Source organism: Granulicella sp. L60 (genome assembly GCF_009765825.1).
In the GTDB taxonomy this organism is placed as follows: Bacteria; Acidobacteriota; Terriglobia; order Terriglobales; family Acidobacteriaceae; genus Edaphobacter.
The window spans coordinates 359,580-386,445 of the sequence record NZ_LMUR01000020.1; the positions used below are offsets into that span (position 1 = coordinate 359,580).

Genomic DNA, 26,866 nt, shown 5'->3' on the forward strand with positions numbered 1-26,866 from the left:
ACTCCGGCAATCCACCCACTAATAAGAGGAGTTTGTCTCAAAATTCCAAAAACACCAGGCTCGATCTCAACAAGCGTCTTGATAGGAACGAGCGCGGATATGAGGAAGACTTACGCAACAATTGTCATCGGGCCATAGCTGATTCCACAAAGACAGCCCGAAGTGTTTGGCACGAGCTAGCCATTCCGTCAAAGTCAACGTTTTCGGTTAGTTCGCATTTCTGGTCAGTGCATCAGGGCGTCCAGATGGGAGGTTTTAGGTCTAAGTGTCCAAAAACCTCGTTTTTAATTACCGAGAACCTGTGTAGTGGCAAGTACGTCTTTGGATTTTAGAGACAAAACCCTCCTCATTCGAGGCGGTCTGTTGGCAACTGCCTAATCTCCTTTAACGCGGAAGGCTTCTAATACGCTAGCGCGATACGGGTCGAGAAGTACGTCGGTAAGATCAGTAGCAGCTATTTTACTGGGGACCCGAGGAAGCTCATTCATTTTGGAGAGTCCAAGCTTGGCGGCCATCTTGATCAGATCTGCGAAAGAGTTTGCATGCATCTTCTGCATCACTTGGCCTCGATGCGCCTTTACCGTGATCTCGCTGATGCCGAGTTCTCCGCCGACCTGCTTGTTTATGAGCCCAAAAGACACCAACGCCATGACCTGCCGTTCGCGCATTGAGAGAGAGGCGTAACTCCTTTGAAGGGCTTGTCTCTGCGCCCCTTTCGCAACAACAACACGACTTCGCTCGAAAGCCTTTCTGACAGCGCTCAGAAGCTCGTTGTTTAGGAAAGGCTTCGTGAAGAATTCAACAGCTCCCGCCTTCATGGCTTCTACAGCAGTGGGTATGTGGCCTTTGCCGCTGAGAAAGATGATCGCAACGTGAGGGTGTTCTACCGCTGTAAGCTTCTGCAGTTCGAGACCGCTTAAGCCCGGAAGATACTCGTCCAGCAACAAGCAACTGGGCACAGTTTCAGACGGATGGGCGAGGAACTCTTCAGCTGATCCAAAAGCCTTCGGATGCCACCCTTCGCATCGTACTAATCGCTCGAGTGATTCGCGCTCGGCCTCGTCCGGGGCAACGATGTAAACGACCGGTGCGAGCCTTGATGTCCCTGTAAACCCTAGTCGGTGATCAATTGGCGAACTCGTTCCATTTTCCAACCGAGTTCTGCTCACAATAAAATCCATATCGGCCTCCTTAATGGTGAGATCTAGGCTAACGGGTTTCTCCCACCAACACCGTGTGCCAGCTCTTGACGAAATTTACTCGGGGTGACTCCTACTACTCTCCGAAATACTTTTGTAAAGTGTTCTTGTCTTCTAAAGCCAATAAGCCTGCTAACTTCCGCAATACTCAGCGCATTATCGTTTAGGTGAATCTTGGCGCGCTCGATTCTCACTCGCAGAACATACTGGTGCGGACTGAGTCCTGTCGTCTTCGTAAATAATGACGCAAAATGATGCGGCGTCAATTCGGCGATCTTTGCCATGTCCGCCAAACTGATGTTTCCACTGGCGTTCTCGTGGATGTATTCGATGATCCTGTCCCAGACTTCCTTAGTAATATGAGGCTCCCCTCGTTGACTTCTCTGCGGAATGAGGATGTCGACACAGTAACGCGAAAAGATTGGTCAAATGTTCCGGCGTTGGTCAATTCTTCCGATTTAATCGGTCAAAAAAACCGGCAGGCCCGAAATATCGGTATCCTCTTCCTACGATCTTCCGTGTGCCGAGGTACGACCAATGGCCAACTCCGGGGTTCTTCCTGTCGATGCAGTCGAGGTGATGAAGGGCAGCTGCACCTTGTGCCCTTTCCCAACCCGCTCGTCAATTACAAGCAAGGGTGCTGGTTGGAAAGGGATCGCCCTGGAGTCGTTCAGCGACATCCCAGGTGTGGCCATCCCAGATCATGATCACCCAACCCACTTCGTCAATCTACTTACAAAAGGTGAAATCAAGGCGCAGTGGACCACAGAGGGGAGGAGTCACAGTGCAACGAACAGTCCCGGCACAATCTATCTCTTGCCGGCAGGCACTCGCGACAGGCTTACCTGGTCAGGTCCGACAACGCGGATCGTTCTGGTCATGGAGCCGGGGTTCCTTTCACGCTCACTTGAGAACACGGCTCACCTCGATGAGATCGACCTGACGACGCACTGGAATCTTCGTGATCGCCATATCCAGTCCTTGATGCTCGCTATGCATGCCGATCTTGAAGATGGCTCGCCCGCGGGTCCCCTCTATGGGGAGTCTCTCGGATTGACACTTGGCCACTATCTCATTCGGCGCTATTCGACGCGAAGTAGAACCAACAACCTTCAACTAACCGGCGGAATGCCTACAGCTCGTCTCAACCGAGTCCTTGATTTCATCAACCAGAACTATGCTCAGGAGGTGCGGCTATGGGAGCTTGCCGAATTAGCAGGTATGAGTCCACATTACTTCTGCGAGTTGTTCAAGGCGAGTACGGGATTGACTGCCTATCAATATGTGTTGCAGTGCCGAATTGAACGTGCGAAGAGGTATCTTCGCGATCCACAACTCAGCATCGGTGATGCCGGCGCTGCGGCTGGCTTCTCGGACGCAAGTCATTTCACAAAAGTCTTTCGCCGGAAGGTTGGAGTTACACCCATGAAGTATCGTAGTCAGGCTGAATGACCCTGCACGCTCTCGCGGGGGGAGCGTTGCCTGACTTGCGACGACGGTCTCAAAACTTTGGCAGTCGGGTCGTATCCCATCCGCCACCAACAGCTTTGACGAGAAGTACGGTCGCATCCATTCGCCGGCGCTGAAGATCAATGTCATTGCGCTGATTCATTAGAAGTATGGTTTGCGCGGTGATGACCTGAAGATAGTTGTCGACACCGCCCTGATACCGATTCGTAAAGAGCTGTAGGGATTCGGAGGCGGATTCTGTGCCCTCCTGCTGTTGTTGCGCTTCGTGCTCCAAGATGCGCAGTGCGGCAAGATTGTCTTCCACCTCCTGGAACGCGGTGAGGGTTGTTTGCCGATACGCGGCCACTGTGCCGTCGTAGTTTGCTGCTGCTGTTTCAGAGACAGAGCGACGACGCCCGCCATCAAAGATCGTTTCCGACATCTGGGGCCCGACGGCCCAGAGACGACTTGACCAGTTGAACAAATTGGCAATCGTGTTTCCTTCAAATCCGGCTGCCGCGTTCAGAGTCAAAGACGGAAAATATGCAGCGCGAGCAATGCCGATCTGCTCATTCGCTTCTGCTACCCGACGCTCTGTGGCGGCAATGTCGGGCCTGCGCTCAAGCAGGCTGGTAGGTAGCCCGACCGGAATAATAGCAAGCTTTAGAGGAGTTTGCGGCGCGAAGGAGATACTGAACGTGGCTGGAGGTTTTCCGATCAAGCTCGCGATGGCATGCTCATACTGCGTCCGTGCGACGGTAACGTCGGTATCTGCGACCTGCGCTCCATCCAGTTGAGTTTGCGCCTGAGCAACATCAGATTTTGGCGCGGCGCCATTGGTGAAGCGATCCTGCGTGAGCTTCAGAGCGTTCGCATACGCCTTGACTGTATCGTCCAGAAGCTTTTTCTGAGCATCTGCGCTGCGTAGTTCGAAGTAGTCTACGGCAAGTTCAGCGTGCAGGCTCAGGTTAGCGGTCTGAAGGTCGGCGGCGCTGGCCTGCGCCTCTTCGCGAGATGCGTTCACAGCATGGCGAATCCTGCCCCACAGGTCTACTTCGTACGAGAGATCGAATGGCAACGTGTAGTTGCCGGTGCCGTTGTTCGCGAACTGTTGTGGAAAGTAGGGAGCGTTCGCAGAGGTTCGTTCATTGACGACGCTTGGCGAGGTCGAGATGGTAGGAAACTCCGCAGCACGGTTGAAGCGGATCATGGAACGCGCTTGCCGGAAATGAGCCTCCGACACCTTAAGGTTCTGGTTATTGACGGTCAATTCGTCTTCCAGTGCGTTGAGTTGCTCGTCGTTAAAGATCTCCCACCACTTGCCGCGAAGGGTCTGATCACCTGGCTGTGCCGGCTTCCAGCCATCAACCTCCTTGAAAGATTCGGGTGGCTGCTCCTTAAATGCTGGAGTAGAGGCGACGATTGGTCTGACATACTTCGGGCCGACCAGGCATCCGGCGAGAAACAGACTGAACGAACATGCACAAGCAAAGACTTGACGCTTCATTTCGAACCTCCTGCCTGCGGTGCGCTGACCTGAACCCGCGTGCCGCTGATCAGTGAGTCCGATGGATTCACAATGATGTGATCAGTAGGCTTGAGGCCGATGACCACTTCGACGGTCGATCCGAAATCGCGTCCGATTTTGATGGGAACTAACTCCGCGCGCTCATCACGAACGACACCGACTCGCAGACCCTCTGACCGAAAGAGCAAGGTGTTGGCTGGAATCGTAAGCGATTGGGTGGAGTTGTTTACAGCGTGAGGGCGGGTGAGATGCACAAAGACGTAGGCTCCCGTCTTGATGCGATCCTGCGGATTGTTCACATCTACTTCGACATTCAGCGTGCGGGAGGCAGAATCAATCGAATCGGAGTTGCGAACGATTGTTCCTTCGAAGGTCTCGCCGGGGAATTCATCGAGAGTGAGAGTTGCTTTGGCTCCAGTCTGTGCAGCCGGGGAATCGACTTCCGGCACAGCGACATAAACGCGCAGCCTGTTGATCGATGCCATATGGAACAGTTCCTGGGGTACGCCGCCGGCTCCAGCGTTGATCAGTGCGCCGATGTCCGTGTTTCGTGCAGTGATGACGCCAGAAAAGGGAGCATAGACTTTCTCAAAAGACTGCAACTGCTCCAGCCGATGGACGTTGGCAGTCATGGAATCGACCGATGCCTGCCGCGCACTGAGATCTTGGATCGCCTGGTCTGTCTCCTGCTTGGAGACAGAGTTTGTCTTGAGAAGATCTTGCCAGCGCGTCGAAGTGATTTCGGCTAGACGTTCATTCGCCTGAGCATTCTTGAGGTCGGCTCGGGCTTGCTCCAACTGTTGATCGATCTCAGGAGTGTCGATCTCCGCAAGCAACTGCCCGCGGTTGACCTTGGCACCGATATCTACATGCCACTGTTTGAGGTAGCCATTGGTGCGAGCGTAGATAGGTGTCTCGTTGAACGCCTGCGTATTACCGGGCAATACGATCTCCTGAGCTGCTGTGCCTGTCACAGGGACAACAACATTTACGGTTGGTATTGCGGCTCGCTCCGTACTGGTGCCAAGAGTTGTCTCTGCATTGGCGCGTTCGCGGATACCGGTGTAGATGAGAATTGCGAGGATTATGACCGCAAGTGTCAGGCCCGACAGGAGCCAGCGGGAAGATGATTTTGGTGGTGCGGGTGAAGGTTGTTCCGAAACAGCTGAGGGAGTTTCAGATGGTTTGTTCTCAATGTTGCTCATGGGACGTCTCCATTTTCTCGAGGCGGGACTATGCCTGCGAAAGTTCGTTGTCCGGATTGATGGTGGGCTGCTTATCCGCAGATTTCATTCCGTTGTGCAGAAGCGCAAAAACGGACGGAACAAATATCAGAGTCGCCACCGTGGCGCAGAGTAGCCCCCCGATGACCGCACGGCCCAGGGGAGCATTTTGTTCGCCACCATCGCCAACGCCGAGGGCCATGGGAATCATGCCAATGATCATGGCGAGTGCCGTCATGATGACAGGACGAAAGCGAGTGGTTCCAGATTCGATAGCGGCGGCAGTCGGATTGCCATGAAGGAGAAGCCTCTCTTTGGCGAAGGCTACGACAAGGATGCTGTTGGCGGTCGCAACGCCCATGCACATGATGGCTCCCATAAGAGCGGGAACGCTAAGTGTCGTGTGCGTGATGAAGAGGAAGAGAACGATCCCAGCCAGCGCTGCCGGAAGCGCAGTGATGATGATGAATGGGTCTAGCCAGGATTGGAAGTTGACCACGATGAGCATGTATACGAGGATGATGGCAAAGCCAAGGCCACCGATCAGGCCGATGTAGGACGTGCGCATGGTGCCGTACTGACCGCGAAGAGTTACGAAGCTTCCGCGTGGAAGGGACTTACGATTTTCATCCACAATGTGCGTTGCCTCGCGTCCCACTGCGCCGAGATCGCGGCCCTGCACTGAAGCGTAGATATCAACGACGCGACGGATGTTGTAGTGATTGATCGAGGCGAGCTCATTGGTGCGCTGAATCGTCGCCACATCAGCGAGGATGGCTGGCTTCTTCTGGTTTGGACCACTAATGGGAATATTGCGGAGATCATCTGCCGACTGAAGGTCGTATTGAGGAGTCTGCGTAACGAGACTGTAGGAGACGCCATTCTTTGGATTGAGATAAAACATGGGCGTGACCTGGAAGCTGCCGCTGGTAGAGATCAACATGCTGTCGGCGATGTCACGTTCGGTGAAGCCTCCCTGCGCGGCCCTCGTGCGATCGACCGCGATGTGTAACTTGGGATAGTCACCCTGCTGCTGAATTCGCAGATCCGTGATGCCACGAACATGGCTTAGCTCGGCCATCATCTTGTCGGCAATGCGGCTGTTGTTGTCGATGTCAGGACCATCAATCTTGATATCGATCGGTGCAGGCAAACCAAAGTTCAGGGTCTGGGTCATGATGTCGGCAGGCAGGAAGTAAAAGGTCACACCGGGAAATTGGCGAGGTAGCTTCTCGCGCAACGTGCGCACGTAGTCCCCGGTCGGGTGATGCTTTTCGTTGAGAGAGACCAGCACATCTGCATCGGCAGCTCCGGTGAGACCTGAGTTGTTATAGATGTAGTTGATGTTGCTGAACGGCAGGCCAATGTTGTCGAGGATATTATTGACTTCACTCGACGGGATGGTCTGCCGGATGCCGTTTTCAACTTGATCCGCCAGGCGCGCCGTCTCCTCGATTCGAGTTCCTGTCTTGGCGCGTACATGCAGGATGAACTGGCCGCTGTCGGTAGCAGGAAAGAAATCCTGGCCAAGAAATGGGATGAGCAAAAAGACACAAACGCAAGCGATCAGAAAGCCGGGGATAAAGACCTTTCGGATCGAAACTAGTTGCTCTAGCAAAGAAGAATACGCAAGACGCACCTTTTCGAAGAGCCGTTCGAATGCTTGCTGAAACCGCACGAGTGGATTACGCGTCTGCTTGTTGTCGTGACTCTTAATTTTCAGCAGGTACATCGCCAGAGTTGGCACCAAGGTGCGGGACAGGAGGTACGACGCGATCATGGCAAAGATGACTGCTTCGGCAAGAGGTACGAAGAGGAACTTTGCGACCCCGCTTAGGAAGAACATAGGCAGGAAGACGATGCAGATGCACAGGGTCGACACCAGAGCAGGAACGGCAATCTGCGCAGCTCCTTCGAGGATGCCTTCATGCAGTGCAGCGCCCTCTTCAAGATGACGCTCGATGTTTTCGATGGTGACGGTGGCGTCATCGACGAGAATACCGACGGCAAGCGCCAAGCCGCCGAGGGTCATGATGTTAATCGTCTGGTGCAGGAAACTCAGGGTCATCACCGAAGTCAGGATGGAGAGCGGAATTGAAATGGCGATGATGAGAGTGCTGCGCCAACTTCCAAGAAAAAGAAGAATCATCAGCCCTGTGAGTGCGGCTGCGATGATGGCTTCTCGAACAACGCCGTTGATGGAGTTCTGAACGAAGACGGATTGATCCGAGAGGGGCTGAATTCTGAGCGCTGGCGGAAGAGTCTGAGCAACACGAGGCAGAAGTTTGCGGATACCTTTGACTACATCAATCGTTGAGGCGTCCCCAGCTTTCAGAACTGTTACGAGCACGCCGCGGCTGCTGTCCTGACGGACGATGTTTGTTTGCGGCGCAAAGCCGTCGCTGACCGTCGCAACATCCCGCATATAGATGGTGGAACTACCAATTGTTTTGATGGGTAGATCGTTCAGTTCCTGGACGGTCTTCGTATCGACATTCATGTCAACGTCGTATTCAAAATTACCCATCTTGGCCGTTCCGCCAGGCCGGATCAGGTTTTCGTTGCCGAGTGCGGCCAACACATCATTTGGCGAAAGTCCCTTGGACTGCAGCAAACCCTGATTGAGATTGACCATGACCTGCCGCGTTCTTCCACCAAAAGGAAACGGAACAGCCGCACCCGGCACCGTGACCAGCTGAGTACGCAGGAAGTTCAGAGCAATATCGTTGAGCTGCGATTCCGTGAGATTCTTTCCAGAGACGCCAAGTTGAAGAATGGGAACCGTGGAAGCGCTGTAATTGAGAACGAGCGGAGGAAGGGCGCTCGGTGGCAGTTGGCGCAGAATGTACTGGGAAATAGCGGTAACCTGTGCATTCGCCCGATCGACGCTGGCACTCGGTTGCAGATAGAGTTTGACAATCGCTGTTCCGTTGATCGTCGTGGACTCAATATGCTCGATGTTGTCTACCGTCGTAGTGAGCACACGCTCGTAGACGGTAGTGATACGGCCTTCCGTTTCTTCCGGGCTCAGGCCGGTGAAGGTCCAGGCGACAGCAACGACTGGAATGTTGATGTTTGGGAAGATATCGGTCGGCGTCCCCAAGATCACAACCGGACTCAAAATGAGAATGAGCAGCGCCAGCACGATAAAAGTATAGGGACGGCTCAGAGCAACTTTGACGATCCACATTCCAGTACCCTCGAATCTTTCTACATGTGCGTACAGAGCTTCCGCGGTTCACCTCAATCGAGCTTCGATGAGATCCGACTTCCCTCTATTGGCGGCTCGAAATTCGAGCTCGATTGAATCCGCGTTCGATGAGGAGCGCCAATCCAATGAATTGCGGAAGCCACCAGTGCGAGCGCTAAACCAAAGACGGCAATGCCAGTCCAGCCGAAGCGTGTCATCAGCCAGCCGCTGATGATCACGCCAATGGCGCCGCCGGAGAACGTTGCGGTCATATAGAGGCTGTTGATGCGGCCCTGCGCCTTCGGATCGACTGCGAAGGCGCGAGTCTGATTGGACACTAGACCCGATTGCACCCCGATATCGAGTACGACGACACCGATCACAAGCAAAGTAAGCGACGACTCCGCGCCGAAGAGAAGTACGTAGGCAAGCGTGACGAAGCCAATACTTGCTGCAATGACGGTCCGGGGCCCGAGCCGATCGGAGGCGCGTCCGCTGAGTGAAGCGGCAAGCGCACCGGCCGCTCCGATGAGGCCGAAACCGCCCGCCCAGGCGCTGCTAAGGTGCCGTGGTCCGTTCGCCAGGAGCGCCGCCAGATTGACCCAAAAGGCGTTGAAGCAGGCCCACAACAGCGCCTGGACGATCATCGATTCACGAATCGGACGATTGTCCCGAGCCAGCGGCCAGAGCGATGCGAGCAGGCGCCCATAAGAAAGGTCTGTAGTCGGCGAACCCCGGGGGAGTAGCGAAGCGGCCGCGATCCAGACCGGGATCATAAACAACGCTGCCAGCCCATAGACCGCACGCCAGCCGCAGGCCGCTCCAACCACGCCGCTGATCGTACGGCCAACTAGGATCCCAACCATAATGCCGCTGACAACCGTCCCAACATTTCGCCCGCGCTCGCTGGGCAGCGACATAACGGCTGCGAACGGTACGAGCTGCTGGGGCACGCAGCTGACGACGCCAAGACCATAGGAGGCAGCGATCAGTAGCCAGATCCCGGGCGCGATTGCCGCTGCTATGGCAAAGCCGAAGGCGAGGGCAATCTGAGCGAGTACAAGCTTGCGTCGGTCGAAACGATCACCCAGCGGCAACAGAAGCGCTAGCCCACTCGCGAAGCCGAGCAGAGCAGCGCCGGCGACGAGATCGACAGTCGCTAGGTTGACCCGGAGCCCCGAAGCTATCAACGGTAGGATCGGCTGGGTGCAGTAGATATTGGTGATCACCGCGCCGGCGACGATCGCCATCATGATGATTTTGCCGCGGGAAGCTACTGCGGGTGTGTCTGGACCAGCGGTTATGATGCGAGGGTTGGTCACGGCACTCTCCTATTTGCGGCATGCAGGCATTCCACGAATCATGACAAAGTTTTTTGCCAGGTTGATGACGCTTGACAAATGCATTCACGCAGTCGCAGCGATGTAGTCGTTCTCCGTGCGCGCCATAGGGAGAATTCCACTATCCGGCGTCCTTCGATGTTACTTCTCTTAAGTCTCCTGTGGACAAATCGAAGACAAATCCACGAATCACTACGTCTGAAGGAATCCACGGGTGAGACCTGAGTTTAAGTACCTGCTTCTGTGTTGTTAAATTAACGTCGGAATAGAAATGGAATCTATCCGGGGATACTGCCCACACGCCGCACTGTGTGTGTAGATGTTTCTCGAACTCTTCTTCCGTGAACATTTCCATTCCGCAGCCCGTGTGTCCGACGAGCATGATCTCCCGCACACCAAGAACGTGGATCGAGAACATGAGAGACCGCACAACATCCTCCGTCGCTGCCGTTCCGACGTTCCGAATCACATCCGCGTCGGCAGGCTTAATGTCGAACCATTCGAGCAGTTCATTCAGCCGTGGATCCATACATGTAAGGATTGCAATTTTCGGAGCTGGCTTGTTTGCCAGTGAAGGGTCATGGTGCTCTGCACTTTTGCGATTTGCGACGATCGCGTGTTCGATCAAGCTCATTGGGATTCTCCTAGATCGCTTTGCAAGTCCGGGATTGGTTGCGACAGCGTTTCTCGATTAAGCCGGAGGCGTAAGTCGAAATCAATTGGACGATGGTATTGGTAATACTTTGGTGTATGCACGTACGAGTGGCGGCTAACACCTAGGTATTTGCGACACCATCGTCTAATGGATTCGCTTTCGTGCTTCTGGCTTAATCGCGGGAATGGAATGCATCCCGGCTCGATGCAAATGAGAACCAACTGCTAGGAGACCCGTTATGACCGCAGATGAGGCAGTGAAGCACCCTAACGCATTGTTACCGCCTACCCGGCGCGCTTTTCTTCGAACCTTAGCAGCCGCTGGTGCTTCTGGAAGTTTTCTGCTCGGTTCTGCCAGCTTCGCTGAAGCCGATCTTGGCACCAGTCTCCACTCAGAGCAGGCAGCTAAGGCCGTGGGCGATTCGATCCGTCCCTTTCACGTCAGCGTCCCAGAAGATCAACTCGGGGATCTTCGTCGACGGATTTCGGCTACCCGTTGGCCAGATAAGGAGACAGTCTCGGATAAATCGCAAGGTGTGCAACTGGCAACGATGTGCGAACTCGCACACTATTGGCAGGAGTATGACTGGCGCAAGGTCGAAGCGAGACTAAACGCGTTGCCGCAGTTCATAACGAACATCGACGGCGTCGACATTTACTTTATTCATGTTCGCTCGAAGAATCCGAATGTGCTTCCGATGATTATCACGCACGGATGGCCGGGGTCGGTGATCGAACATCTGAAAATCATTGATCCACTGACGAATCCGACCGCGCTTGATGGAAAGGCAGAAGACTCATTCGATGTCGTGATTCCATCGATACCTGGCTACGGGTTTTCGGGGAAGCCCACCACAACCGGCTGGGATCCTATACGCATCGCACGCGCCTGGATCGAACTGATGAAGCGCCTCGGATATACGCGGTACGTCGCGCAAGGCGGCGACTGGGGAAATGCAGCTACGGAGCAGATGGCTCTGCTTGCACCACCAGGGCTACTTGGCATCAACACCAACATGCCCGCCACCGTGCCTGACGACATTGCCAAGGCGCTCCAATCCGGCGGCACACCACCGACGAGCCTCTCCACGGAGGAGAGGCGGGCCTATGAACAGCTCGATTCTTTCTATAAGCGCGGTCTTGGATACGCCCAGGAGATGAGCAATCGCCCGCAGACGCTGTACGCACTAGAAGATTCACCTATCGGGCTGGCGGCATGGATCCTCGACCACGACTCAGCTAGTGAGGCACTCATCGTACGCGTCTTTAGAGGTGAGTCCGAGGGTCTTACGCGAGACGACATCCTCGAGAACATCACTCTCTACTGGTTGACGAAGACGGCGGTCTCCTCAGCTCGCCTGTATTGGGAAAATAAGCTCATCTTCTTCGCCCCGAAGCATGTCGCTATTCCGGTTGCTGTCAGCGTCTTTCCGGATGAGATCTACGCCGCTCCGAGGAGTTGGACAGAGAAAGCGTATCCGAAACTCATCCATTACAACCGGCTCCCGAAGGGTGGACACTTCGCAGCATGGGAACAGCCAGAGTTTTTCTCGGAAGAGATGCGCGCTTCTTTCAGTACGTTGCGTTAACGTTTGTCCTTCAACATTGCATGACGGTATGCCGAGTAAATACGAAGGTATCGAACAATACCTTCGTCCAATTGTTGGTTCCTCCTATCTCTGGTGAGATCGCTTTGTAAACCAAGCTTCACTCGCAAGGAACAAAGAACGCAAGCGGAGACAAACCAGATTAGGTACTTCAACTACAGACCGAAGGAGATTTTATGCAGAACAAAGAAACCGTACTTGTTACAGGAGCCTCGCAGGGGATCGGAGCAGCCACAGTGCGACTGTTCCTGGAACGCGGCTATCGAGTTGTCGCAACGTCACGCAGCGCTACGAAGGCCGGCTTCGAGCCATCGGCTGACCTCGCAATCGTCGATGGAGACATCGGCAAGGAAGAGACAGCTAAGAACGTCGCCCAGACAGCGATAGAAAGATTTGGCTCGATCAACCATGTCGTTAATAACGCTGGAATTTTCTCGGTTAAGCCTTTCACCGACTACACCGCTGACGAATTCCAAAGTTTCGTCTCCACCAATCTCGTGGGATTTATCTTCATTACCCAGCTCGCGGTGAAGCAGATGCTGGTGCAGGGTACCGGCGGTAGCATCACGACCATCAGCTCGTCCTTGGTGGACAACCCTATTGCAGGCGTTACCGCTTCGGTTCCGATGATCACCAAAGGTGGACTTGAGGCCATCACTCGCAGTCTTTCTAGTGAATATGCAAAACAAGAAATTCGCTTTAACGCTGTGGCGCCGGGTATCGTCGATACCCCCCTCCACACCAATACTCCGAGGGACTTCATGGCGAGTCTTTCGCCCATGGGCACAATCTCCGACGCAAAGGATATTGCTGAGGCCGTTGTTTTTCTGACGAAAGCTCGCCACGTAACCGGGGAGGTACTGCACGTCGACGGCGGTGCACACGTGGGCCGATGGTAGCGGATAGAGGTTCGCAGTCGCATAGTGCTGATCGACGACTGAAGGACCTTGGCATACAGCTCCCAGCCGCACCGACACCATTTGGCACTTACGTCGAGACAGTGCAGACGGGCAATCTGCTCTTTTTTAGCGGAATGCTTCCGGTTATTGACCATAAACCGAAGCATGTTGGCCGGCTCGGGAAGGAGCTCGATCTCGACGCCGGACGAGATGCAGCCTATGTAGCGGCTTTGGGTGTTCTGGCCGCAGCGAAAGAGCACTTGGGCTCACTCGATCGAGTGACTCGCGTGCTCCGTCTTGGAGTGTTCCTTGCAACTTTCGGGGATTTCTACGATCAACCCAAGGTAGCGGACGCTGCTTCGGATTTGTTTCGAGATGTCTTTGGCCTCGAAAGAACTTCGGTCCGGCTTGTGATAGGGGTCGCCAGCCTTCCCCTCGGAGTGCCAGTAGAACTCGATGTGATCTTCGAAGTTGATGCATAGCAATGAAGGTAGAAGTCACTAACCCTGATCACCTGCGGAGAGCAGCAGTGCAAAACGAATCCACCAGTCCGTCTACACCGTGGAACAAGACTCGCGTCTCTTCCATCTTGGGCATTGACTACCCGATAATTCAAGGCCCTCTGGGTGGTCTTTCGACGCAGAGATTGACAGCAACGGTCTCGAATTTTGGCGGCTTGGGCTCTTTTGGAGCGCATGGTTTAGCCGCTTCTGCAATCAAGGACGTCATTGCTGAGATTCGTGAACTTACAGTCAAACCTTTCGCAATGAACTTATGGGTCTCGACAGAAGATGAAGGAGCACGCACCTCTGGCAGGAAGGAGTTTGCACGAAGTCTCAAACACTTGGCTGGACATATAGAAGCACTGGGCGCAGCTCTGCCGGATCACAAGTCTTATACTCCAGTCCGTTTTGAAGATCAGGTGCGTGTTTTGCTCGATGCAAAGATTCCCGCCTTTAGTTTCGTCATGGGAGTACCGCCGCAGGAGATTCTGAACGAATGTCGGGCCCACGGAATCATTACCATTGGAACCGCGACGACCGTAGCCGAGGCCATAGTTCTTGGTCAGGCGGGAGTCAATGTGATTGTCGCTTCCGGCTTTGAAGCGGGCGGCCACCGCGGCTCTTTTCTGATGCCCGCTGAGGATTCGCTTATCGGAACATTTTCGCTCACGCCTCAGGTTGTGGATGCAATTTCGGTGCCGGTAGTCGCTGCAGGAGGTATCGCTGATGCACGCGGCATTATCGCGGCTTTTGCCCTTGGCGCTGAGGGCGTACAGATCGGCACGGCTTTCTTGGCAACCGAAGATGCCGGTGCAAGTGTCAACCATCGCAACGCGCTTCTCAGTCCGACAGCTCAACGAACTTCATTGACCAAAGGCTTTACTGGACGACTTGCTCGCGGAGTACACAATCAGCTGATCGAGGAACTCAATCGCCCAGGTGTAGAGATTCTTCCGTACCCGCTGCAGCGGCAGCTCGTCAAAAATCTTGCTGTCCCCGCGGAGAAGGCTGGCAGAACGGAGCTTCTCCAACTTTGGGCAGGACAGAGTGCAAGCCTGAGCAGACAGAGTGATGCGAAAACTCTACTGGAGATATTGGTGTCCGAGATTTCCGCTGTTGCCGATCCCGTTGTTGATTGTAATCGTGAACAACGTGCAAAAAGATAACGTTAAACTAGAAGTACCTCGATTGAGGTTTGGAGGAAGCTATGACGCTTTCGAGTGAATACCGCACTCCGATGGTAGTCCCTTCGCCATTGGGCAACGACATAAGTAGAGCCTTTGACAACGCTACCCGGCTGAGTCATGATCACTTGGTCGTCGCCGCGCAATCAGGCTGCGGGGCGTCGTTCAAGGAACTCTGGGATCTCTACTCACGGCGAATCTACAGAACTACTTTAAGCATTACTAAGAACGCGCAAGATGCCGAAGACGCACTCCAGGATTCCTTTCTTCGTGCATTTATAGCTCTGGAGAGCTTTCAGGGCCGGGCCAGCTTCTCGACCTGGTTGACGCGCATTGCAATTAATTCGGCATTGGGCATCCTACGCAAGCGCCGCTGTAGGCCAGAAACCTCACTCGACTCAACTTATCAACAAGAGGAGGAGAGTGCTATTGAGGAACTCAGAGACTGGGCTCCGAACCCTGAACAAATCTTCGAACAACAGCAGTCACAGGCGAAGCTGATGCAGGCGATACACAAACTCCCTGCAGGCCTAAGGGAGGCCGTTCAAATGCACATTGCGGGAGACTGTTCGGCGAGGGAAGTTGCCTATCAGCTAAACATCTCTGAGGCTGCCGCCAAGTCGAGGCTTTACCGGGCAACTACAAGGTTAGGTTTGCTGATCAATACTGGCTGCCGGTCGAGGGTCAAGACTAACCTTCACTAGTTAGGCAAAAAGAGATGCTGCGATCGCGACTCTCTAGCGTAACCACGAGCCTAAAGGGTTAAACCAGTAAATCCTGTCTCGCGATCAATTCACGCGACCTCCAAGTGCGACCAGTTGGTGCCGTGGAAGTAACCTGCATTTTTCTGTGAGGAATGCGAGCGAAGTTAGACCATAACTTCTCACTGATCTCGTGACGCAAATAAATGATCGACGAATCCGAGTACCTTGGAATTATCATGTAGACAATGGTTATAGGGGAGAGGCGTAAGTCTGTTCGAGGACGTCCGTCATGGAAGTGTTTTAACGTCGCAAGATCTCATCAAACGGCTATTAGTGCCGCATGGTTAGCAGATAATTACGTCAGTGCAACACTGAGTGTCCCTGCAACAAAGTACGATCTAGTTCAATTTGCATGTGCTTCAGCACTAAGGTCTGTCCCAGTGGTTGCCTTACCTGAGGATCTCAAGGCGTTTCCCTTGCTTCGCGGACGATCTCTGCTCGCTCCAGTCGGAAACTTGTTGGATCAAGCCATTATTGATCATGACGGCATTGATTGGTGGGTCACCGTCGCCGATAGTTAAGGGGATAGAACAGCCGCGCGAAAGAGCGAGATCTCAATGGAAGTCATGCGATCTCAGATTAACGTCTGCCGTTTTGCATCATTCGCAATCGTGGCTGGTGAATAAAATCCCATCGGCTGGTTATTGAAGAGAGCACAGGTATAAGCTGCTGCGTAATGATATCGGGTGTAGGCGCTCGAATACGCAATGGAGGCAAAGCTGTGGGCGTGCGATTCGGGGAACATAAATTCTTTCACAGTCGAGAGAACCCGCATCACTTCTTCCTGCGTCGACGCGTCAAATCCGTTAGCGGCCATGCCTTCGTGTAGTCGGGCTTTTAGTCCGGCTATGATCGACTCAGATCGTTTGCCACCCATCGCCTTACGTAGCTCCTCGGCTTCTCCACCTGACAGATTTGCGGCGACCATACCAATCTTCATCACCTGCTCCTGGAACAACGGCACACCAAGTGTTCGTTCCAGAAATGGCTTGAAGGACGAATGGAGATAGGTAATGGGTTCTCGCCCAAGCCTGTGTGCGATATAGAGATTGACGAACTTTCCTGTCACAGGTCCAGGGCGGATAATGGCAACTTGCATCGACAGATCGGCGAAGCATTTCGGCTTCGTACGCGGCAGAGCAGACATTTGGGCACGGCTTTCGATCTGAAACAGCCCCGCGGTATCGGCCTGCCCGATAGTCGCGTAGAGTGCGAGCGGTGCTGTCGATAAGTTCTTCAACGAACGGAATGTCGCTTGGGGAGATCGTTCGAACAGAAGTGGAGAGTTCCCATACGTCAGACGCTCTTGCCCTGCTGACTATATCTCCCAAAAGTCTCGGCGCACGTGAAGCCGGAAATCGGTTGACGGTTTGAGGCTGCCGGAAGTTCAGCCGCGTACAGAACGTAACCCGCTCTATCGAGCGTTCCAGACTGAAATCACAACTCCATATTCGATCAACCTCGGAATTGTCGGGTTCCTCCAGGTGCAGAGCCAACACACCGTCGCCACGGCTGAAGTCGACTCGGAACCGATCACGCGCAAAGCTGTGATTTGCTTCCTCAGATGTAATCTGAGTTTCGTACGGTGACCCAAGCAACTAGCTGCGCTTCTGCTTCATTGAAATCGTCCAAAAACAGGTTGACGCGAATGACCGTAGTGACCCGCTGCACCGGCAGGGCCATCAGTTGTTCCTGAAACGTGGGACTCATGGCATCTCCGAGAGTGAACCATTTCGACAACTAAGGTGAAGGTGAAACTGTACACAGCCACGATATAACGGAACAGCCATCAAAACAGCCACTCAGCCAAAACGAAGAAAGCCACCTCTCGGGTGGCTCCTGCAAGCTGCTGATTATGTTTACTTTATGGCTCCTGAGGTAGGACTCGAACCTACAACCCTTCGGTTAACAGCCGAATGCTCTGCCATTGAGCTACTCAGGAATATCTTGGATCCACCAGTGCAGATGTCGCCTTCATTGTTATAACAAATAAGGATAGGGCGGTCAAAGGGCAAAAACGAAGCGATCGTCCAAACCACAACACACAGTCGTGAACAAGTGTCTGCGTTGTCGAGCGAACAACGCCTAGAAAGGAAACTGACCTGGATTTAGGGGTAGAGAAGAACCGCAATATTGTAAGCCGTAAACGGACTCTTCCGATCCACCGAGCAAGCCCCTACTACTGCCTGGTGGTACTTACCCGAAGCCAGCCGTGTCTTCAACTGGTTCGGAATCTGGTCCAGGCTCGAAGCCGTATAGCGCATGATGTACCAGGGCTGTCGCGATCCTGCATAGCCTTTGCTCATCGCGCACGTCTGCCGCGCCTCATCGGTCGTCTGCGAAACGCGCAGGCCCGAGCGGCCAATCACATCCGCAATCGTGCTCTCCTGCTTATCCAGCGAGAGCGTCTCCACGGTGCTCGCAAAGTCTTCAACCGCATACAGCTGATCGCCCCGCACCACCACCGCAATCGCAATCGAATCGACATTTGGATCCAGCAGATTCGCGCGATGGCCCGGCGAGTGCATCCACAGATCGTGAATGATCACCGAGTTCGGAGCCTCGCCAACGTTTTCCGAGATCAGGCTGAAATGGACACCCGCCTCGGCGCCGCGGTCCGCCAGCTCAGGCTCTCCATCGAACTGATGCGAGATGGTCTCATGCTCAGCCATCTCCCTCGCATGCGAGGCAGAGGCCTCCATCAGCATCGGATCGAAGCGCAGCGGAGAAAGCCCCTCATGCACGCGCTCTTCATTCGCAGCCGCAAACAGATACTGTTCCGCAACCGTTAGATTCACCTCAGGCTGCCCTACACTCTGACTGCGAAGATCGCTCGCAGCAGCGGACACTGCAAATGCAGCGATCAAGGCAATCGAAGGAATACCGAGCGAGAGGTGCCGAAGTCGCAGCTGCATGAACCCGATTCTAGGTTTGCAGCAGGGCACAAGGGCATACCACTTTAGCGTCAGCACAGGAGTTCACCTCCTTCCTCTATCGGAGGAGCAGGTGAAGACTTTAGATGCCGAATCAACAGAAATAGAGATCTATACAGATCTCAGAACACGATCGCGCAGAGAACTTCAACCTACAAATCAGGAAGCTAGTGCGAACTCCAAGTCTTATCCGAAGAGTTGCAGAGCCTCTCCAGCGTGCAGTCCACGCATCTCGGCTTCCGCGCAATGCAGATCTGCCGTCCATGATGAATCAGCTCATGCGAAAACGCGATCCACCGGTCCTGCGGAAGTATCTTCATCAGATCCCGCTCCACCTTCTCTGGCGCCGTCTCTTTGGTCAACTCCAGCCTCCGCGACAGCCGCATCACATGCGTGTCCACCACCACGCCCACCGCAATCCCATACCACGACCCCAGCACCACATTCCCCGTCTTCCGAGCCACCCCCGGCAGCCGCAGAATCTCCTCCATCGTCTGCGGAACCTTCCCCCCAAACTCCTCCGTCACCAACCGCGCCGCGCCCTGAATCGACTTCGCCTTATTCCGAAAAAATCCCGTTGTCCGAATCAACTCCTCAAGCTCCGGCAGGGAAGCGCTCGCCATCGCCTTCGGATTCGGAAACGCCTTGAACAGCGCTGGCGTCACCAGGTTCACTCGTATATCCGTACACTGCGCGCTCAGAATCGTAGCCACCGTCAGCTCCCACGCATTCTTATGCGTCAAAGCACAGACCACCCCCGGATACGTCTTCCGCAGCGCATCCAGAATCGCCGCCACCCGCGCTGGATCAAGCGGCTTCTGTGTCTTGCCCGCACGCTTCTTCGCCGCAACCGGCTCACTCGCAGCAATCGCCCGAGCCTTCGCCCCAACTACCGCCTTTGCCTTCGCGCCTTTAGCCGAACTCCCAGTCCGAACCACCGTCGTCTTCGCCATCCGCTACCCCAGCCGGTTCAGCATCTCCGCCGGCGTCACCCGCACGCAGCTGAAGATCGGTGTGTCCTGCAGCGTAAACATGCTGATCTCCGTCTCCCGAAGCTGCTGCACCAGGTCCAGAAAGTCCTCCGGAAAGTTAGTCTCGAACGCCACCACAAACTCCTGGTCGTCGATCCCGAACGAGTACGTAGTATTCAGCTTCACCCGCGGATACATCAGCCCAATCCGGATATGCTCATCCATCAGCCGCTTCCGCTCTGGCGCCGGGAGCAGATACCACGGCCTCGTCTTCCAGAACGGATAGATGAAGATGTACTTCTGTCCACCCGGACGAATCGCCCCGCGTCCCTCGCCTTCACTCTCATCCGGCCGGTCAATCTGATACTGCGACCGCTTCGTCATCGCCAGAAAGTTATGCGGCGAGTTCAAATACCCACCTAGCGGCGTCCGCATCAACTCGCTCCGCATCTGGTTCAACTCGTCTACCCCATACCCGATCGACCACACGCACATATCCACATCGCCGCGCGTCCCAATCGTCGAATACGTCAGCGACACAAACTCACCCGGCTTATTCCACTTCGTCAACACCTCGACGAACGCCGCCCTGTGCGCCGCCTTCTCCTCTTCCGGCAGCCTGCGCCACTCCGGCATCACCTTATAGAAACTGAAGCAGACAATCTGCCTCTTTACCGCAGGCTTCGACGGATCATGCGGCTGCGCACCATAGCTGCTAGCCGGACGCCCCGTCGAAGCCGTCCCCGCTGCCGCAACTGGCGCCTCCAAAACCCCTGTCGCCGCCTTCAACTCCGAACCATCATGCTTCAACGCAATATTCTCTGCCATGCCCCGATTGTCTCGCGAACAGCCCCGCCATGCAAAGGGGCCTGCCATCCCCTCAAGCATTGCTGTGAGTTAGCCGCCGGACATCGTCCATCACCGGCATCGCCGCCAGCAACAGCAGCACCGCCGACAGCGGCACCGTAAAAAAGAATCCCAGGTGCCGAAAGCCCACCGCTCCAGTCACTCCGCCCACAAAGAAAAGCCCCACCAGCGAGGTCAGCAGCCGCAGCGCCGTCAGCTCGCTTGCAATCGTCTCTCGCTCAGCCCTCGACGCAATCCGTCCCATCGCAATCCCGATATCGGTCACCATCCCCGTCAGGTGTGTCGTACGAATCACCGACTTCGAGATCTTCGTAATCATCGCGTTCTGCAGCCCCATCGTGAAACACAGTAGCATCACCGTTCCCAGCACGCGTCCCCCGGCAAACTCCTCGCCCGTAAGCCCGAACACCAACAGCAGAGCCGCCTCGACGATCAACGGCAGCGCATATTCACTCTCCAGCTCCCGAGCACGCGCCCACCGGATCAGCAGCGTCGTCACGAACGCCCCACACAGAAACGAGAGCACCGCCGCCAGACCATGCATCACCAGCGGCAGACTCCACACCGCAAGCCCGTCCGCCATCGCCGACACAATGCCCGACATATGAGACGTATACTGCCTCACCGCTAGAAATCCCCCGGCATTCGCAGACCCGGCAACAAAGGCCAGATATCTGGCCAGGTGGCGATTAGCCGAATCCGTCCGTTTGCTTCCCGTCAGCCTGCGCAGATAGTGCAGCGGCATACCTCATGCTAAACCACCCTCCCGCCCCATCCGCAATCCACCCTCCTGAGTCACGCGCATTCACCGTCTCCTTAATCTCGACCCGCTATACTGCACCTGCATGTCAGAAAAAATCATCGCCCTCCTCGTCGGAGCTATCGCTGCCGGCGGCTACGCCAGCGTCATTCTCCTCATGGCCATCCAGTCCGCCTGCATTCCTATCCCATCCGAGGTCATCATGCCTCTCGCCGGATGGGCACTCGCGCACACGCAGCTCGACCTTATCCTCCTCGCGACCGTCGCATCCCTCGCCTCCAACCTCGGCTCCATCCCCGCCTACTGGGTCGGCGCGCGCGGCGGACGTCCCATGGTCGAGCGCTACGGCAGCTACCTCCTGCTCAGCCGCCACGACCTCGACCGCGTCGACAGTTTCTTCGCCCGCTTCGGCTCCATCGCCGTCCTCATCGGACGCATGCTCCCCATCGTCCGCACCTTCATCGCCTTCCCCGCCGGCGTAGCCAAGATGAACCAGCTTCGCTTCCACATCTACACCTTCATCGGCTCCTGGCCCTGGTGCTACGCCCTCGCCTACATCGGCATGAAGCTAGGCGCCCAGTGGAACACCAACCCCGAGTTCAAAGCAGTCTTCCACCGCTTCCACCTCGCCGTAGAAGCAGTCCTCCTCGGCGGCATCATCTGGTTCGTCGTCTCCCACTGGAAGAACCGCATCCGCACCGAGCCAGCCTGACATCTGGCGTGAGCCTCTCTTGCAATCATGCCTCGTCACAAAAAATCTGAGCTCAACATCACGCAGGCCAATCGGCTTGCGTGATGTTGAGCCAGTCCCTACTTGTCCTGCATCACCTGTCCGCGAATCTCCCCACCCGCATTCGCAGCCGTATGGATGTTGAAGTACCACTTCCCAGCCAGCAGATCCTTCTCCTGCTCCGGAGTCAGCGTCGCCGTCCCATCAATAGGACTCACAATCGGACTAGTCTTGACCGCAACCTGCGGTCCGGCGTTCGCTCCAGGAGCGGCAGGACCGTGAAAGTGAGCCGCCACGGCTGCTCCCGTCAGCCCATCGAATGTCACGTGATACGTAAGTTCGTTCGTCGCGGTATCCAGCGTCGCCGTCAGAACTCCTGTTCCGCTGCTGTTCTTTGGAGGAACCTCAGACGCAGCATTCAGTGTCGCCTTCAACGCAATGGTGGCTGCCTGCGCAGCGATCGATGCAAACGCAAGGGCGGACGCGATGACCGCTCCCCGAAAACGGCGATTCATGTTCATTATGTGTTTCTCCTTTTGAATTGTTCAGAAGCTTATTGTCTATTTGATGCTGGAACCCAACTCACAGCCAATCCTTTAGTCGCCAGCGAACTGCCGGCAACCTCTTTGCTGGATTGATACAGCCGACATTTGCCCCCATCCTCCACCGTGAGCGATACTAAAGAGTCCGCATCACACGGAAAAATCGCACCATAGAAGGGTACTGCCAGAATGTCTACACCCCCAGCCGCTACGCAAGACGCGGCCAGCATTAAGCCCGCAACAGGAAAACTCGGCGTCATGATTCCCGGCATGGGAGCTGTCGCCACCACCCTCATCGCAGGCGTAGAAGCCATCCGTCGCGGCTTCGCCAAACCCATCGGTTCCACCACCCAGATGGGCACCATCCGCCTCGGCAAACGCACCGACGCCCGCAGCCCCCTCATCAAAGACTTCGCCCCCATCGCCGATCTCAACGATCTCGTCTTCACCGGTTGGGACATCTTCGGCGGCAACCTCTACGACGCCGCCAAGACCGCCCAGGTCCTCGACCGCGACCAGCTCGAACAGATGCGTCCCTTCCTCGAGTCCATCGAGCCCATGCCCGCCGTCTTCGACCAGCACTACGTCAAGCGCCTCACCGGCACCAAGATCAAGACCGGCAAGAACAAGTGCGACCTCGCCAACCAGATCCGCAACGACATCGCCGAGTTCAAAACCAAGACCGACCGTCAGATCATGATCTGGTGCGGCTCCACCGAGATCTATCTCGAGCAGACCGCCGTCCACGAGACCCTCGAAGCCTTCGAAAAAGGCCTCGTCGACAACGACCCCAACATCTCCCCCTCCATGCTCTACGCCTGGGCCGCCCTCAAAGAAGGCATCCCCTTCGCCAACGGCGCACCCAACCTCACCGTCGACATCCCCGCCCTGCAGGAGCTCTCTAAAAAGATGAACGCTCCCATCTGCGGCAAGGACTTCAAGACCGGCCAGACCTTCATCAAGACCGTTCTCGCGCCCGCCTTCAAGGTCCGCAACCTCGGCGTCGCCGGCTGGTACTCCACCAACATCCTTGGCAACCGCGACGGCGAAGTCCTCGACGATCCCGACTCCTTCAAGACCAAGGAAGTCTCGAAGCTCGGCGTCCTAGAGCACATCTTCCAGCCCGAACTCCACCCCGACCTCTACAAGGATCTCTACCACAAAGTCCGCATCAACTATTACCCGCCGCGTGGTGATAACAAAGAGGGTTGGGATAACATCGACATCTTCGGTTGGCTCGGCTACCCGATGCAGCTCAAGGTAGACTTTCTCTGCCGCGACTCCATCCTCGCCGCCCCGCTTGCCCTCGACCTCATCCTCTTCATGGACCTCGCAGCCCGCACCCCAAGCCTCCGCGGTCTCGGCATCCAGGAGTGGCTCAGCTTCTACTTCAAGGACCCAGACTCCGCGCCCGGCGTCTATCCCGAGCACGACCTCTTCATCCAGAACATGAAGCTCAAAAATACCCTCCGCCACATCATGGGCGAAGGCCTCATCACCCACCTCGGCCTCGACTACTACGGCGACTAACCCGTCATCGAACCAACCCGGCGGCTGCGACCCGTCACAACTCGCAGCCGCCAGCTTTCATCAACCTACAGCCCCAGAAACTTGAACGGCTTCGCAGCCTTGAAGTCATTCGCCGCATTGCCGGAATATATGTTTTTCTGATCTTTCCCCAGATCAAGCTTCATCACCTTCCCGGTCTCCGCCGAAAAATCCACATCCTTGAAGTTGACCCAAAAAGTATTCGGCGTCAGCGCCGACTCGAAGAAGTAAATCATCCTCTTCTGGTCAGCGACTGTCCTCCATCGCGTCGAAGAAATATTCGGTTGATCCGGAGTCGTGATCCCATACGGCACGGAAACATTCCGAATCACGCTGAACACACTCGCCACCGTAATATCCGGACTATCCTCCTTGGGAATCGCATTGATATAGAACGAGGCCCGCGCAAACCGGTCCGCCGCGCGATTCGTACCCGGCAGAACCACCGTCCCTCCAATCTCTTTCCAGTAATCATCGAGCGCAAGCTGCTTATCGAACGCCGGAGAGTTCGTCATGACCTGGTACTTGCGGTCATGATGGATCACCTGCTTCCCCTCGATGTACTCAACAATCGCACTATCGCCCGTCGCATCCGACATCGCCAGATGCAGAGTCGCCAGCCTATCCTCACCCGGCACATTCGCCGTAATCATCGTAAAAGGCTCTCTCTCGAGCGTATCGACAGCTTCCTGCACCGTTGCAAAGTTGTCGAGAACATACTGCGCCCAGACGGAGATCGCAAGCCCAGGCTTGGTCGAAGCCGGAGCAGGATACTTCGACTCCACCAGCTACAAAACATTCGCAACCAGGCCCTTTTCGTTCATTCCATCCGTAGTCGAAACATCGTAGCCGGTCGCAATCACACTGCCGTACTTCGACGTCCACGTCAGCGAACTTGCACCCGTCTCTCCACTCCGACTCATCCCCCGCGGAAAGATCCAGAGATTCGTCCCGACATCGACCTTCCAATCCATGGAGCGAGCAGTAATCACGTTCCCATCGGCGCCAAGATAGACGGCCCGCGTACAAGCCTCTCCCAACGGCGGCATCACAACCAGAGAGCAAACGAACGTACGCAGAAACAGAGAAACGCAGTGTGACTTCCCTAAGCTCAACATAATCTCCATCTCCCAAAGGACTGCAGATTTTTGAAGCCCCGAAATTTTCGTCAAGTCTACACCGAGGTTATCAACTCACCGCGGCGTAAGATACGATTCTTACGAATGCCTCCCTCACCAAACTCCGCACAAGCTATAACCCTCCGCACCTTCACCCTCCTCCACACGCTCCGTCAAGACTGGGGCGGCTCCCTCATCCTCGCCTGCGGCCTCAACCTTCAAGGTTCAGCCCTCGCACTCGCCTCCAACATCGCCGGCGCCGTCTGCCTCTCCATCGAAGACAATCCCGCCACCCTCAAAGACGCCATCCGTTCCGGCTCCTGCGACTTCATCGTCAACACCCTCGACGAAGCCCTCCGCGCCATCAAGAACGAGATCCGCAAACATCTCCCCCTGTCCGCCGGTCTCCAGGGCAGCCCCACCACCATCCTTCAGGAGATCATCGAACGAGGCGTAAGCCCGCAACTCTTCGCCGATCTAACCCGCAACCCCACCCACGCCGCCGCCATCGCCGTCCTCCAATCCCAGGGCACCCTCATCGCGGATCTAGCAGATCTCGAAAGCCACGAACCCACCAGCTCCGCACCCACCCCCAACGCCCTCAACGCCGAAGCCCACCTCACCGCCATCCTGCATCAACAGAACTGGCATCTCGGCACCTTCACCTTCCCCACACCCGCCGCCCAGCGCGCCTTCGACACCCACGCCCTGTCCCTGCTTCCCGCCGGAGACCATCTCCGCCGCCGATGGCTCAACGCAGCCCCCCGAATCCTCCAGCGCGAGCGCCCCATCCAGCGCCTCCTCTGGCTCACCCCGCAGGAACAGCAGTCCCTCGTCTGACCCACCGGCTAAAGATCCTGCTGTATCTCCCTCTTAGCCGTGCGAATCTCTGCCAGAGCCGCCTCCCCACAACGATGAAGAGTTTCGAGTTCGACCACTTCACCGCGCGTCTTCCGCGTAGCAACCGTTAGGAAACATTGCGGACAAATAGAGTCGTAGGTCCCGTCCGTATTCTGCCGAAGCGGAAAGCCATTCGCTGATCGTTCCATAGCATCCACTGATTTCATATGTAAGGTATACCGGCACAGGAAACCCAACAAGTTACTGCCCAGACGACTGACCATACGCCGATGCCCGTTTGGAAACTGTCTGATAGCGAACATAACCTTGTATCTCCGAGGACCAGATGCGTGACCATATGCTCGACTACAACAAGCGCGCCCAGGCCCACGCCCGCAACAAGACCGTCCTCCCTACCCTTCAAGCCACCGGTTCATCAAGTATCCTGAATCTGACCAAGCAAAACCGGACTACCCTGAACCTAACCACACGCAACCGGACCATCCAGAACCAGACCACAAACGAGGAGTCTCCCGCACATGGCAAAACTTACGATCGGCTTCGGCATCCTGCTCATCCTGCTCGGCGTCTTCGGCTTCGTCGCCACCGGCAGCGCCCATCCCACCGCGCTCATCCCCGGCATCATTGGCCTCTTCTTCATCCTCTTCGGAGTCATGGCCAACTCCGAGAATCCCAAAAAACGCATGCTCTGGATGCACATCTCCGTCACCGTGGCCCTGCTCGTCTTCCTCGGCACCATCCCCGCGGACATCGACACCATCCGTCTCTCGCGTGGAGCCTTCTTCGCGCACCCCGCCGCCGTCGAGGAGAAGGGCGCACTCTCGCTCCTCTGCCTCATCTACGTCCTCTTCTGCGTCCGCTCCTTCATCTCCGCCCGTCGCGCCCGCCTCGCCGTCTAGCCGGGCAACGTAGCCGGGCAACAGGGAACTGCCCTCATACTGCATCGCGCCTCTGCCCGGCTTCATCTAAGTTGTTAGCCGTCTCTAGTGGGTTTGG

Annotated in this window: 23 protein-coding genes, 1 tRNA gene and 2 pseudogenes; 10 read left to right on the top strand and 16 right to left on the bottom strand. The window is 55.7% G+C overall.

What is annotated here, in order from left to right; genetic code table 11:
• Positions 1-374: 374 nt before the first annotated feature.
• Together GSQ82_RS20100 and GSQ82_RS25835 are read right to left on the bottom strand one after the other, a co-directional pair.
• Positions 375-1,181, bottom strand: coding sequence for a response regulator transcription factor (locus GSQ82_RS20100; RefSeq protein WP_158794063.1), 807 nt, complete (start codon positions 1,179-1,181; stop codon positions 375-377).
• Between the two features lie 23 nt (positions 1,182-1,204).
• Positions 1,205-1,621 (bottom strand): helix-turn-helix domain-containing protein, encoded by a 417-nt coding sequence (locus GSQ82_RS25835; protein ID WP_371417250.1) that lies wholly within the window; start codon positions 1,619-1,621, stop codon positions 1,205-1,207.
• A gap of 115 nt (positions 1,622-1,736) precedes the next feature.
• On the opposite strand from GSQ82_RS25835, the gene GSQ82_RS20110 reads away from it, so the two are divergent.
• A complete protein-coding gene (locus GSQ82_RS20110; protein ID WP_158794065.1) occupies positions 1,737-2,651 on the top strand; it encodes an AraC family transcriptional regulator in 915 nt (304 codons plus the stop codon).
• A 49-nt stretch (positions 2,652-2,700) separates the two neighbouring features.
• On the opposite strand, the gene GSQ82_RS20115 is transcribed toward GSQ82_RS20110, so the two are convergent.
• The 5 genes from GSQ82_RS20115 to GSQ82_RS20135 form a co-directional block, all read right to left on the bottom strand.
• Positions 2,701-4,155, bottom strand: coding sequence for an efflux transporter outer membrane subunit (locus tag GSQ82_RS20115; RefSeq protein ID WP_158794066.1), 1,455 nt, complete (start codon positions 4,153-4,155; stop codon positions 2,701-2,703).
• A complete protein-coding gene (locus GSQ82_RS20120; protein WP_158794067.1) occupies positions 4,152-5,381 on the bottom strand; it encodes an efflux RND transporter periplasmic adaptor subunit in 1,230 nt (409 codons plus the stop codon). The genes GSQ82_RS20115 and GSQ82_RS20120 overlap by 4 nt, the downstream gene beginning before the upstream one ends.
• A 28-nt stretch (positions 5,382-5,409) precedes the next feature.
• Positions 5,410-8,589, bottom strand: coding sequence for an efflux RND transporter permease subunit (locus GSQ82_RS20125; protein WP_158794068.1), 3,180 nt, complete (start codon positions 8,587-8,589; stop codon positions 5,410-5,412).
• A 53-nt stretch (positions 8,590-8,642) separates the two neighbouring features.
• Entirely contained in the window at positions 8,643-9,911 is a 1,269-nt protein-coding gene (locus GSQ82_RS20130; protein ID WP_216847139.1) for an MFS transporter, read from the bottom strand.
• Between the two features lie 139 nt (positions 9,912-10,050).
• Positions 10,051-10,563: a carbonic anhydrase gene (locus GSQ82_RS20135; protein ID WP_158794069.1), complete on the bottom strand. Its 513-nt coding sequence runs from the start codon at positions 10,561-10,563 to the stop codon at positions 10,051-10,053.
• A gap of 259 nt (positions 10,564-10,822) precedes the next feature.
• Here GSQ82_RS20135 and GSQ82_RS20140 point away from each other — a divergent pair, with 259 nt between their 5' ends.
• From GSQ82_RS20140 to GSQ82_RS20160, 5 genes are all read left to right on the top strand, one after another.
• On the top strand, positions 10,823-12,172 hold the full coding sequence (locus GSQ82_RS20140; RefSeq protein WP_158794070.1) for an epoxide hydrolase family protein: 1,350 nt from the start codon (positions 10,823-10,825) through the stop codon (positions 12,170-12,172).
• A gap of 194 nt (positions 12,173-12,366) precedes the next feature.
• Positions 12,367-13,089 (top strand): SDR family NAD(P)-dependent oxidoreductase, encoded by a 723-nt coding sequence (locus tag GSQ82_RS20145; protein WP_158794071.1) that lies wholly within the window; start codon positions 12,367-12,369, stop codon positions 13,087-13,089.
• Positions 13,083-13,571 (top strand): RidA family protein, encoded by a 489-nt coding sequence (locus GSQ82_RS20150; RefSeq protein WP_158794072.1) that lies wholly within the window; start codon positions 13,083-13,085, stop codon positions 13,569-13,571. Before GSQ82_RS20145 ends, GSQ82_RS20150 begins: the two co-directional genes overlap by 7 nt.
• A 2-nt stretch (positions 13,572-13,573) precedes the next feature.
• On the top strand, positions 13,574-14,758 hold the full coding sequence (locus tag GSQ82_RS20155) for a nitronate monooxygenase family protein (protein ID WP_158794073.1): 1,185 nt from the start codon (positions 13,574-13,576) through the stop codon (positions 14,756-14,758).
• A 41-nt stretch (positions 14,759-14,799) separates the two neighbouring features.
• Positions 14,800-15,480 carry an RNA polymerase sigma factor gene (locus GSQ82_RS20160; RefSeq protein WP_158794074.1) on the top strand — a complete coding sequence of 227 codons (681 nt, stop codon included), beginning with the start codon at positions 14,800-14,802 and terminating at the stop codon, positions 15,478-15,480.
• A gap of 634 nt (positions 15,481-16,114) precedes the next feature.
• Here GSQ82_RS20160 and GSQ82_RS20165 read toward each other — a convergent pair.
• The 7 genes and pseudogenes from GSQ82_RS20165 to GSQ82_RS20195 form a co-directional block, all read right to left on the bottom strand.
• Positions 16,115-16,780: a hypothetical protein gene (locus GSQ82_RS20165; protein WP_158794075.1), complete on the bottom strand. Its 666-nt coding sequence runs from the start codon at positions 16,778-16,780 to the stop codon at positions 16,115-16,117.
• Positions 16,781-17,100: 320 nt separating this feature from the next.
• Positions 17,101-17,250 (bottom strand): hypothetical protein, encoded by a 150-nt coding sequence (locus GSQ82_RS20170; protein WP_158794076.1) that lies wholly within the window; start codon positions 17,248-17,250, stop codon positions 17,101-17,103.
• A 157-nt stretch (positions 17,251-17,407) separates the two neighbouring features.
• A tRNA-Asn gene (locus GSQ82_RS20175) sits at positions 17,408-17,482 on the bottom strand.
• A gap of 166 nt (positions 17,483-17,648) precedes the next feature.
• Positions 17,649-18,455 carry a CAP domain-containing protein gene (locus GSQ82_RS20180; protein ID WP_158794077.1) on the bottom strand — a complete coding sequence of 269 codons (807 nt, stop codon included), beginning with the start codon at positions 18,453-18,455 and terminating at the stop codon, positions 17,649-17,651.
• A 185-nt stretch (positions 18,456-18,640) separates the two neighbouring features.
• Positions 18,641-19,426: an endonuclease III gene (gene nth / locus GSQ82_RS20185; protein WP_158794078.1), complete on the bottom strand. Its 786-nt coding sequence runs from the start codon at positions 19,424-19,426 to the stop codon at positions 18,641-18,643.
• A 3-nt stretch (positions 19,427-19,429) separates the two neighbouring features.
• Positions 19,430-20,272 carry a chlorite dismutase family protein gene (locus GSQ82_RS20190; RefSeq protein WP_254061799.1) on the bottom strand — a complete coding sequence of 281 codons (843 nt, stop codon included), beginning with the start codon at positions 20,270-20,272 and terminating at the stop codon, positions 19,430-19,432.
• Positions 20,273-20,348: 76 nt separating this feature from the next.
• A pseudogene (locus GSQ82_RS20195) lies at positions 20,349-21,056 on the bottom strand (YoaK family protein); the annotation flags it as partial.
• A gap of 100 nt (positions 21,057-21,156) precedes the next feature.
• Here GSQ82_RS20195 and GSQ82_RS20200 point away from each other — a divergent pair.
• Entirely contained in the window at positions 21,157-21,783 is a 627-nt protein-coding gene (locus GSQ82_RS20200) for a DedA family protein (protein WP_158794080.1), read from the top strand.
• 98 nt (positions 21,784-21,881) lie between these two features.
• Here GSQ82_RS20200 and GSQ82_RS20205 read toward each other — a convergent pair whose 3' ends face one another.
• On the bottom strand, positions 21,882-22,316 hold the full coding sequence (locus tag GSQ82_RS20205; protein ID WP_158794081.1) for a CHRD domain-containing protein: 435 nt from the start codon (positions 22,314-22,316) through the stop codon (positions 21,882-21,884).
• Between the two features lie 216 nt (positions 22,317-22,532).
• Between GSQ82_RS20205 and GSQ82_RS20210 the strand changes: the two genes are divergently transcribed.
• Positions 22,533-23,873 (top strand): inositol-3-phosphate synthase, encoded by a 1,341-nt coding sequence (locus GSQ82_RS20210; RefSeq protein ID WP_158794082.1) that lies wholly within the window; start codon positions 22,533-22,535, stop codon positions 23,871-23,873.
• A gap of 65 nt (positions 23,874-23,938) precedes the next feature.
• Here GSQ82_RS20210 and GSQ82_RS20215 read toward each other — a convergent pair.
• Positions 23,939-25,018 (bottom strand): annotated as a pseudogene (locus tag GSQ82_RS20215) (linear amide C-N hydrolase).
• A gap of 96 nt (positions 25,019-25,114) precedes the next feature.
• Here GSQ82_RS20215 and GSQ82_RS25405 point away from each other — a divergent pair.
• On the top strand, positions 25,115-25,849 hold the full coding sequence (locus GSQ82_RS25405) for a hypothetical protein (RefSeq protein WP_158794083.1): 735 nt from the start codon (positions 25,115-25,117) through the stop codon (positions 25,847-25,849).
• A 539-nt stretch (positions 25,850-26,388) separates the two neighbouring features.
• Positions 26,389-26,769 (top strand): hypothetical protein, encoded by a 381-nt coding sequence (locus tag GSQ82_RS20225; RefSeq protein WP_158794084.1) that lies wholly within the window; start codon positions 26,389-26,391, stop codon positions 26,767-26,769.
• Positions 26,770-26,866: the final 97 nt, after the last annotated feature.

Excerpts from the sequence above, each read along its gene's own strand:
- GSQ82_RS20100 (WP_158794063.1), bottom strand. The coding sequence starts at position 1,181 with ATGGATTTTATTGTGAGCAGAACTCGGTTGGAAAATGGAACGAGTTCG.
- GSQ82_RS20110 (WP_158794065.1), top strand. The coding sequence starts at position 1,737 with ATGGCCAACTCCGGGGTTCTTCCTGTCGATGCAGTCGAGGTGATGAAG.
- GSQ82_RS20115 (WP_158794066.1), bottom strand. The coding sequence starts at position 4,155 with ATGAAGCGTCAAGTCTTTGCTTGTGCATGTTCGTTCAGTCTGTTTCTC.
- GSQ82_RS20120 (WP_158794067.1), bottom strand. The coding sequence starts at position 5,381 with ATGAGCAACATTGAGAACAAACCATCTGAAACTCCCTCAGCTGTTTCG.
- GSQ82_RS20125 (WP_158794068.1), bottom strand. The coding sequence starts at position 8,589 with ATGTGGATCGTCAAAGTTGCTCTGAGCCGTCCCTATACTTTTATCGTG.
- GSQ82_RS20135 (WP_158794069.1), bottom strand. The coding sequence starts at position 10,563 with ATGAGCTTGATCGAACACGCGATCGTCGCAAATCGCAAAAGTGCAGAG.
- GSQ82_RS20140 (WP_158794070.1), top strand. The coding sequence starts at position 10,823 with ATGACCGCAGATGAGGCAGTGAAGCACCCTAACGCATTGTTACCGCCT.
- GSQ82_RS20145 (WP_158794071.1), top strand. The coding sequence starts at position 12,367 with ATGCAGAACAAAGAAACCGTACTTGTTACAGGAGCCTCGCAGGGGATC.
- GSQ82_RS20150 (WP_158794072.1), top strand. The coding sequence starts at position 13,083 with ATGGTAGCGGATAGAGGTTCGCAGTCGCATAGTGCTGATCGACGACTG.
- GSQ82_RS20155 (WP_158794073.1), top strand. The coding sequence starts at position 13,574 with ATGAAGGTAGAAGTCACTAACCCTGATCACCTGCGGAGAGCAGCAGTG.
- GSQ82_RS20160 (WP_158794074.1), top strand. The coding sequence starts at position 14,800 with ATGACGCTTTCGAGTGAATACCGCACTCCGATGGTAGTCCCTTCGCCA.
- GSQ82_RS20170 (WP_158794076.1), bottom strand. The coding sequence starts at position 17,250 with ATGAGTCCCACGTTTCAGGAACAACTGATGGCCCTGCCGGTGCAGCGG.
- GSQ82_RS20180 (WP_158794077.1), bottom strand. The coding sequence starts at position 18,455 with ATGCAGCTGCGACTTCGGCACCTCTCGCTCGGTATTCCTTCGATTGCC.
- nth (WP_158794078.1), bottom strand. The coding sequence starts at position 19,426 with ATGGCGAAGACGACGGTGGTTCGGACTGGGAGTTCGGCTAAAGGCGCG.
- GSQ82_RS20190 (WP_254061799.1), bottom strand. The coding sequence starts at position 20,272 with ATGGCAGAGAATATTGCGTTGAAGCATGATGGTTCGGAGTTGAAGGCG.
- GSQ82_RS20200 (WP_158794080.1), top strand. The coding sequence starts at position 21,157 with ATGTCAGAAAAAATCATCGCCCTCCTCGTCGGAGCTATCGCTGCCGGC.
- GSQ82_RS20205 (WP_158794081.1), bottom strand. The coding sequence starts at position 22,316 with ATGAATCGCCGTTTTCGGGGAGCGGTCATCGCGTCCGCCCTTGCGTTT.
- GSQ82_RS20210 (WP_158794082.1), top strand. The coding sequence starts at position 22,533 with ATGTCTACACCCCCAGCCGCTACGCAAGACGCGGCCAGCATTAAGCCC.
- GSQ82_RS25405 (WP_158794083.1), top strand. The coding sequence starts at position 25,115 with ATGCCTCCCTCACCAAACTCCGCACAAGCTATAACCCTCCGCACCTTC.
- GSQ82_RS20225 (WP_158794084.1), top strand. The coding sequence starts at position 26,389 with ATGGCAAAACTTACGATCGGCTTCGGCATCCTGCTCATCCTGCTCGGC.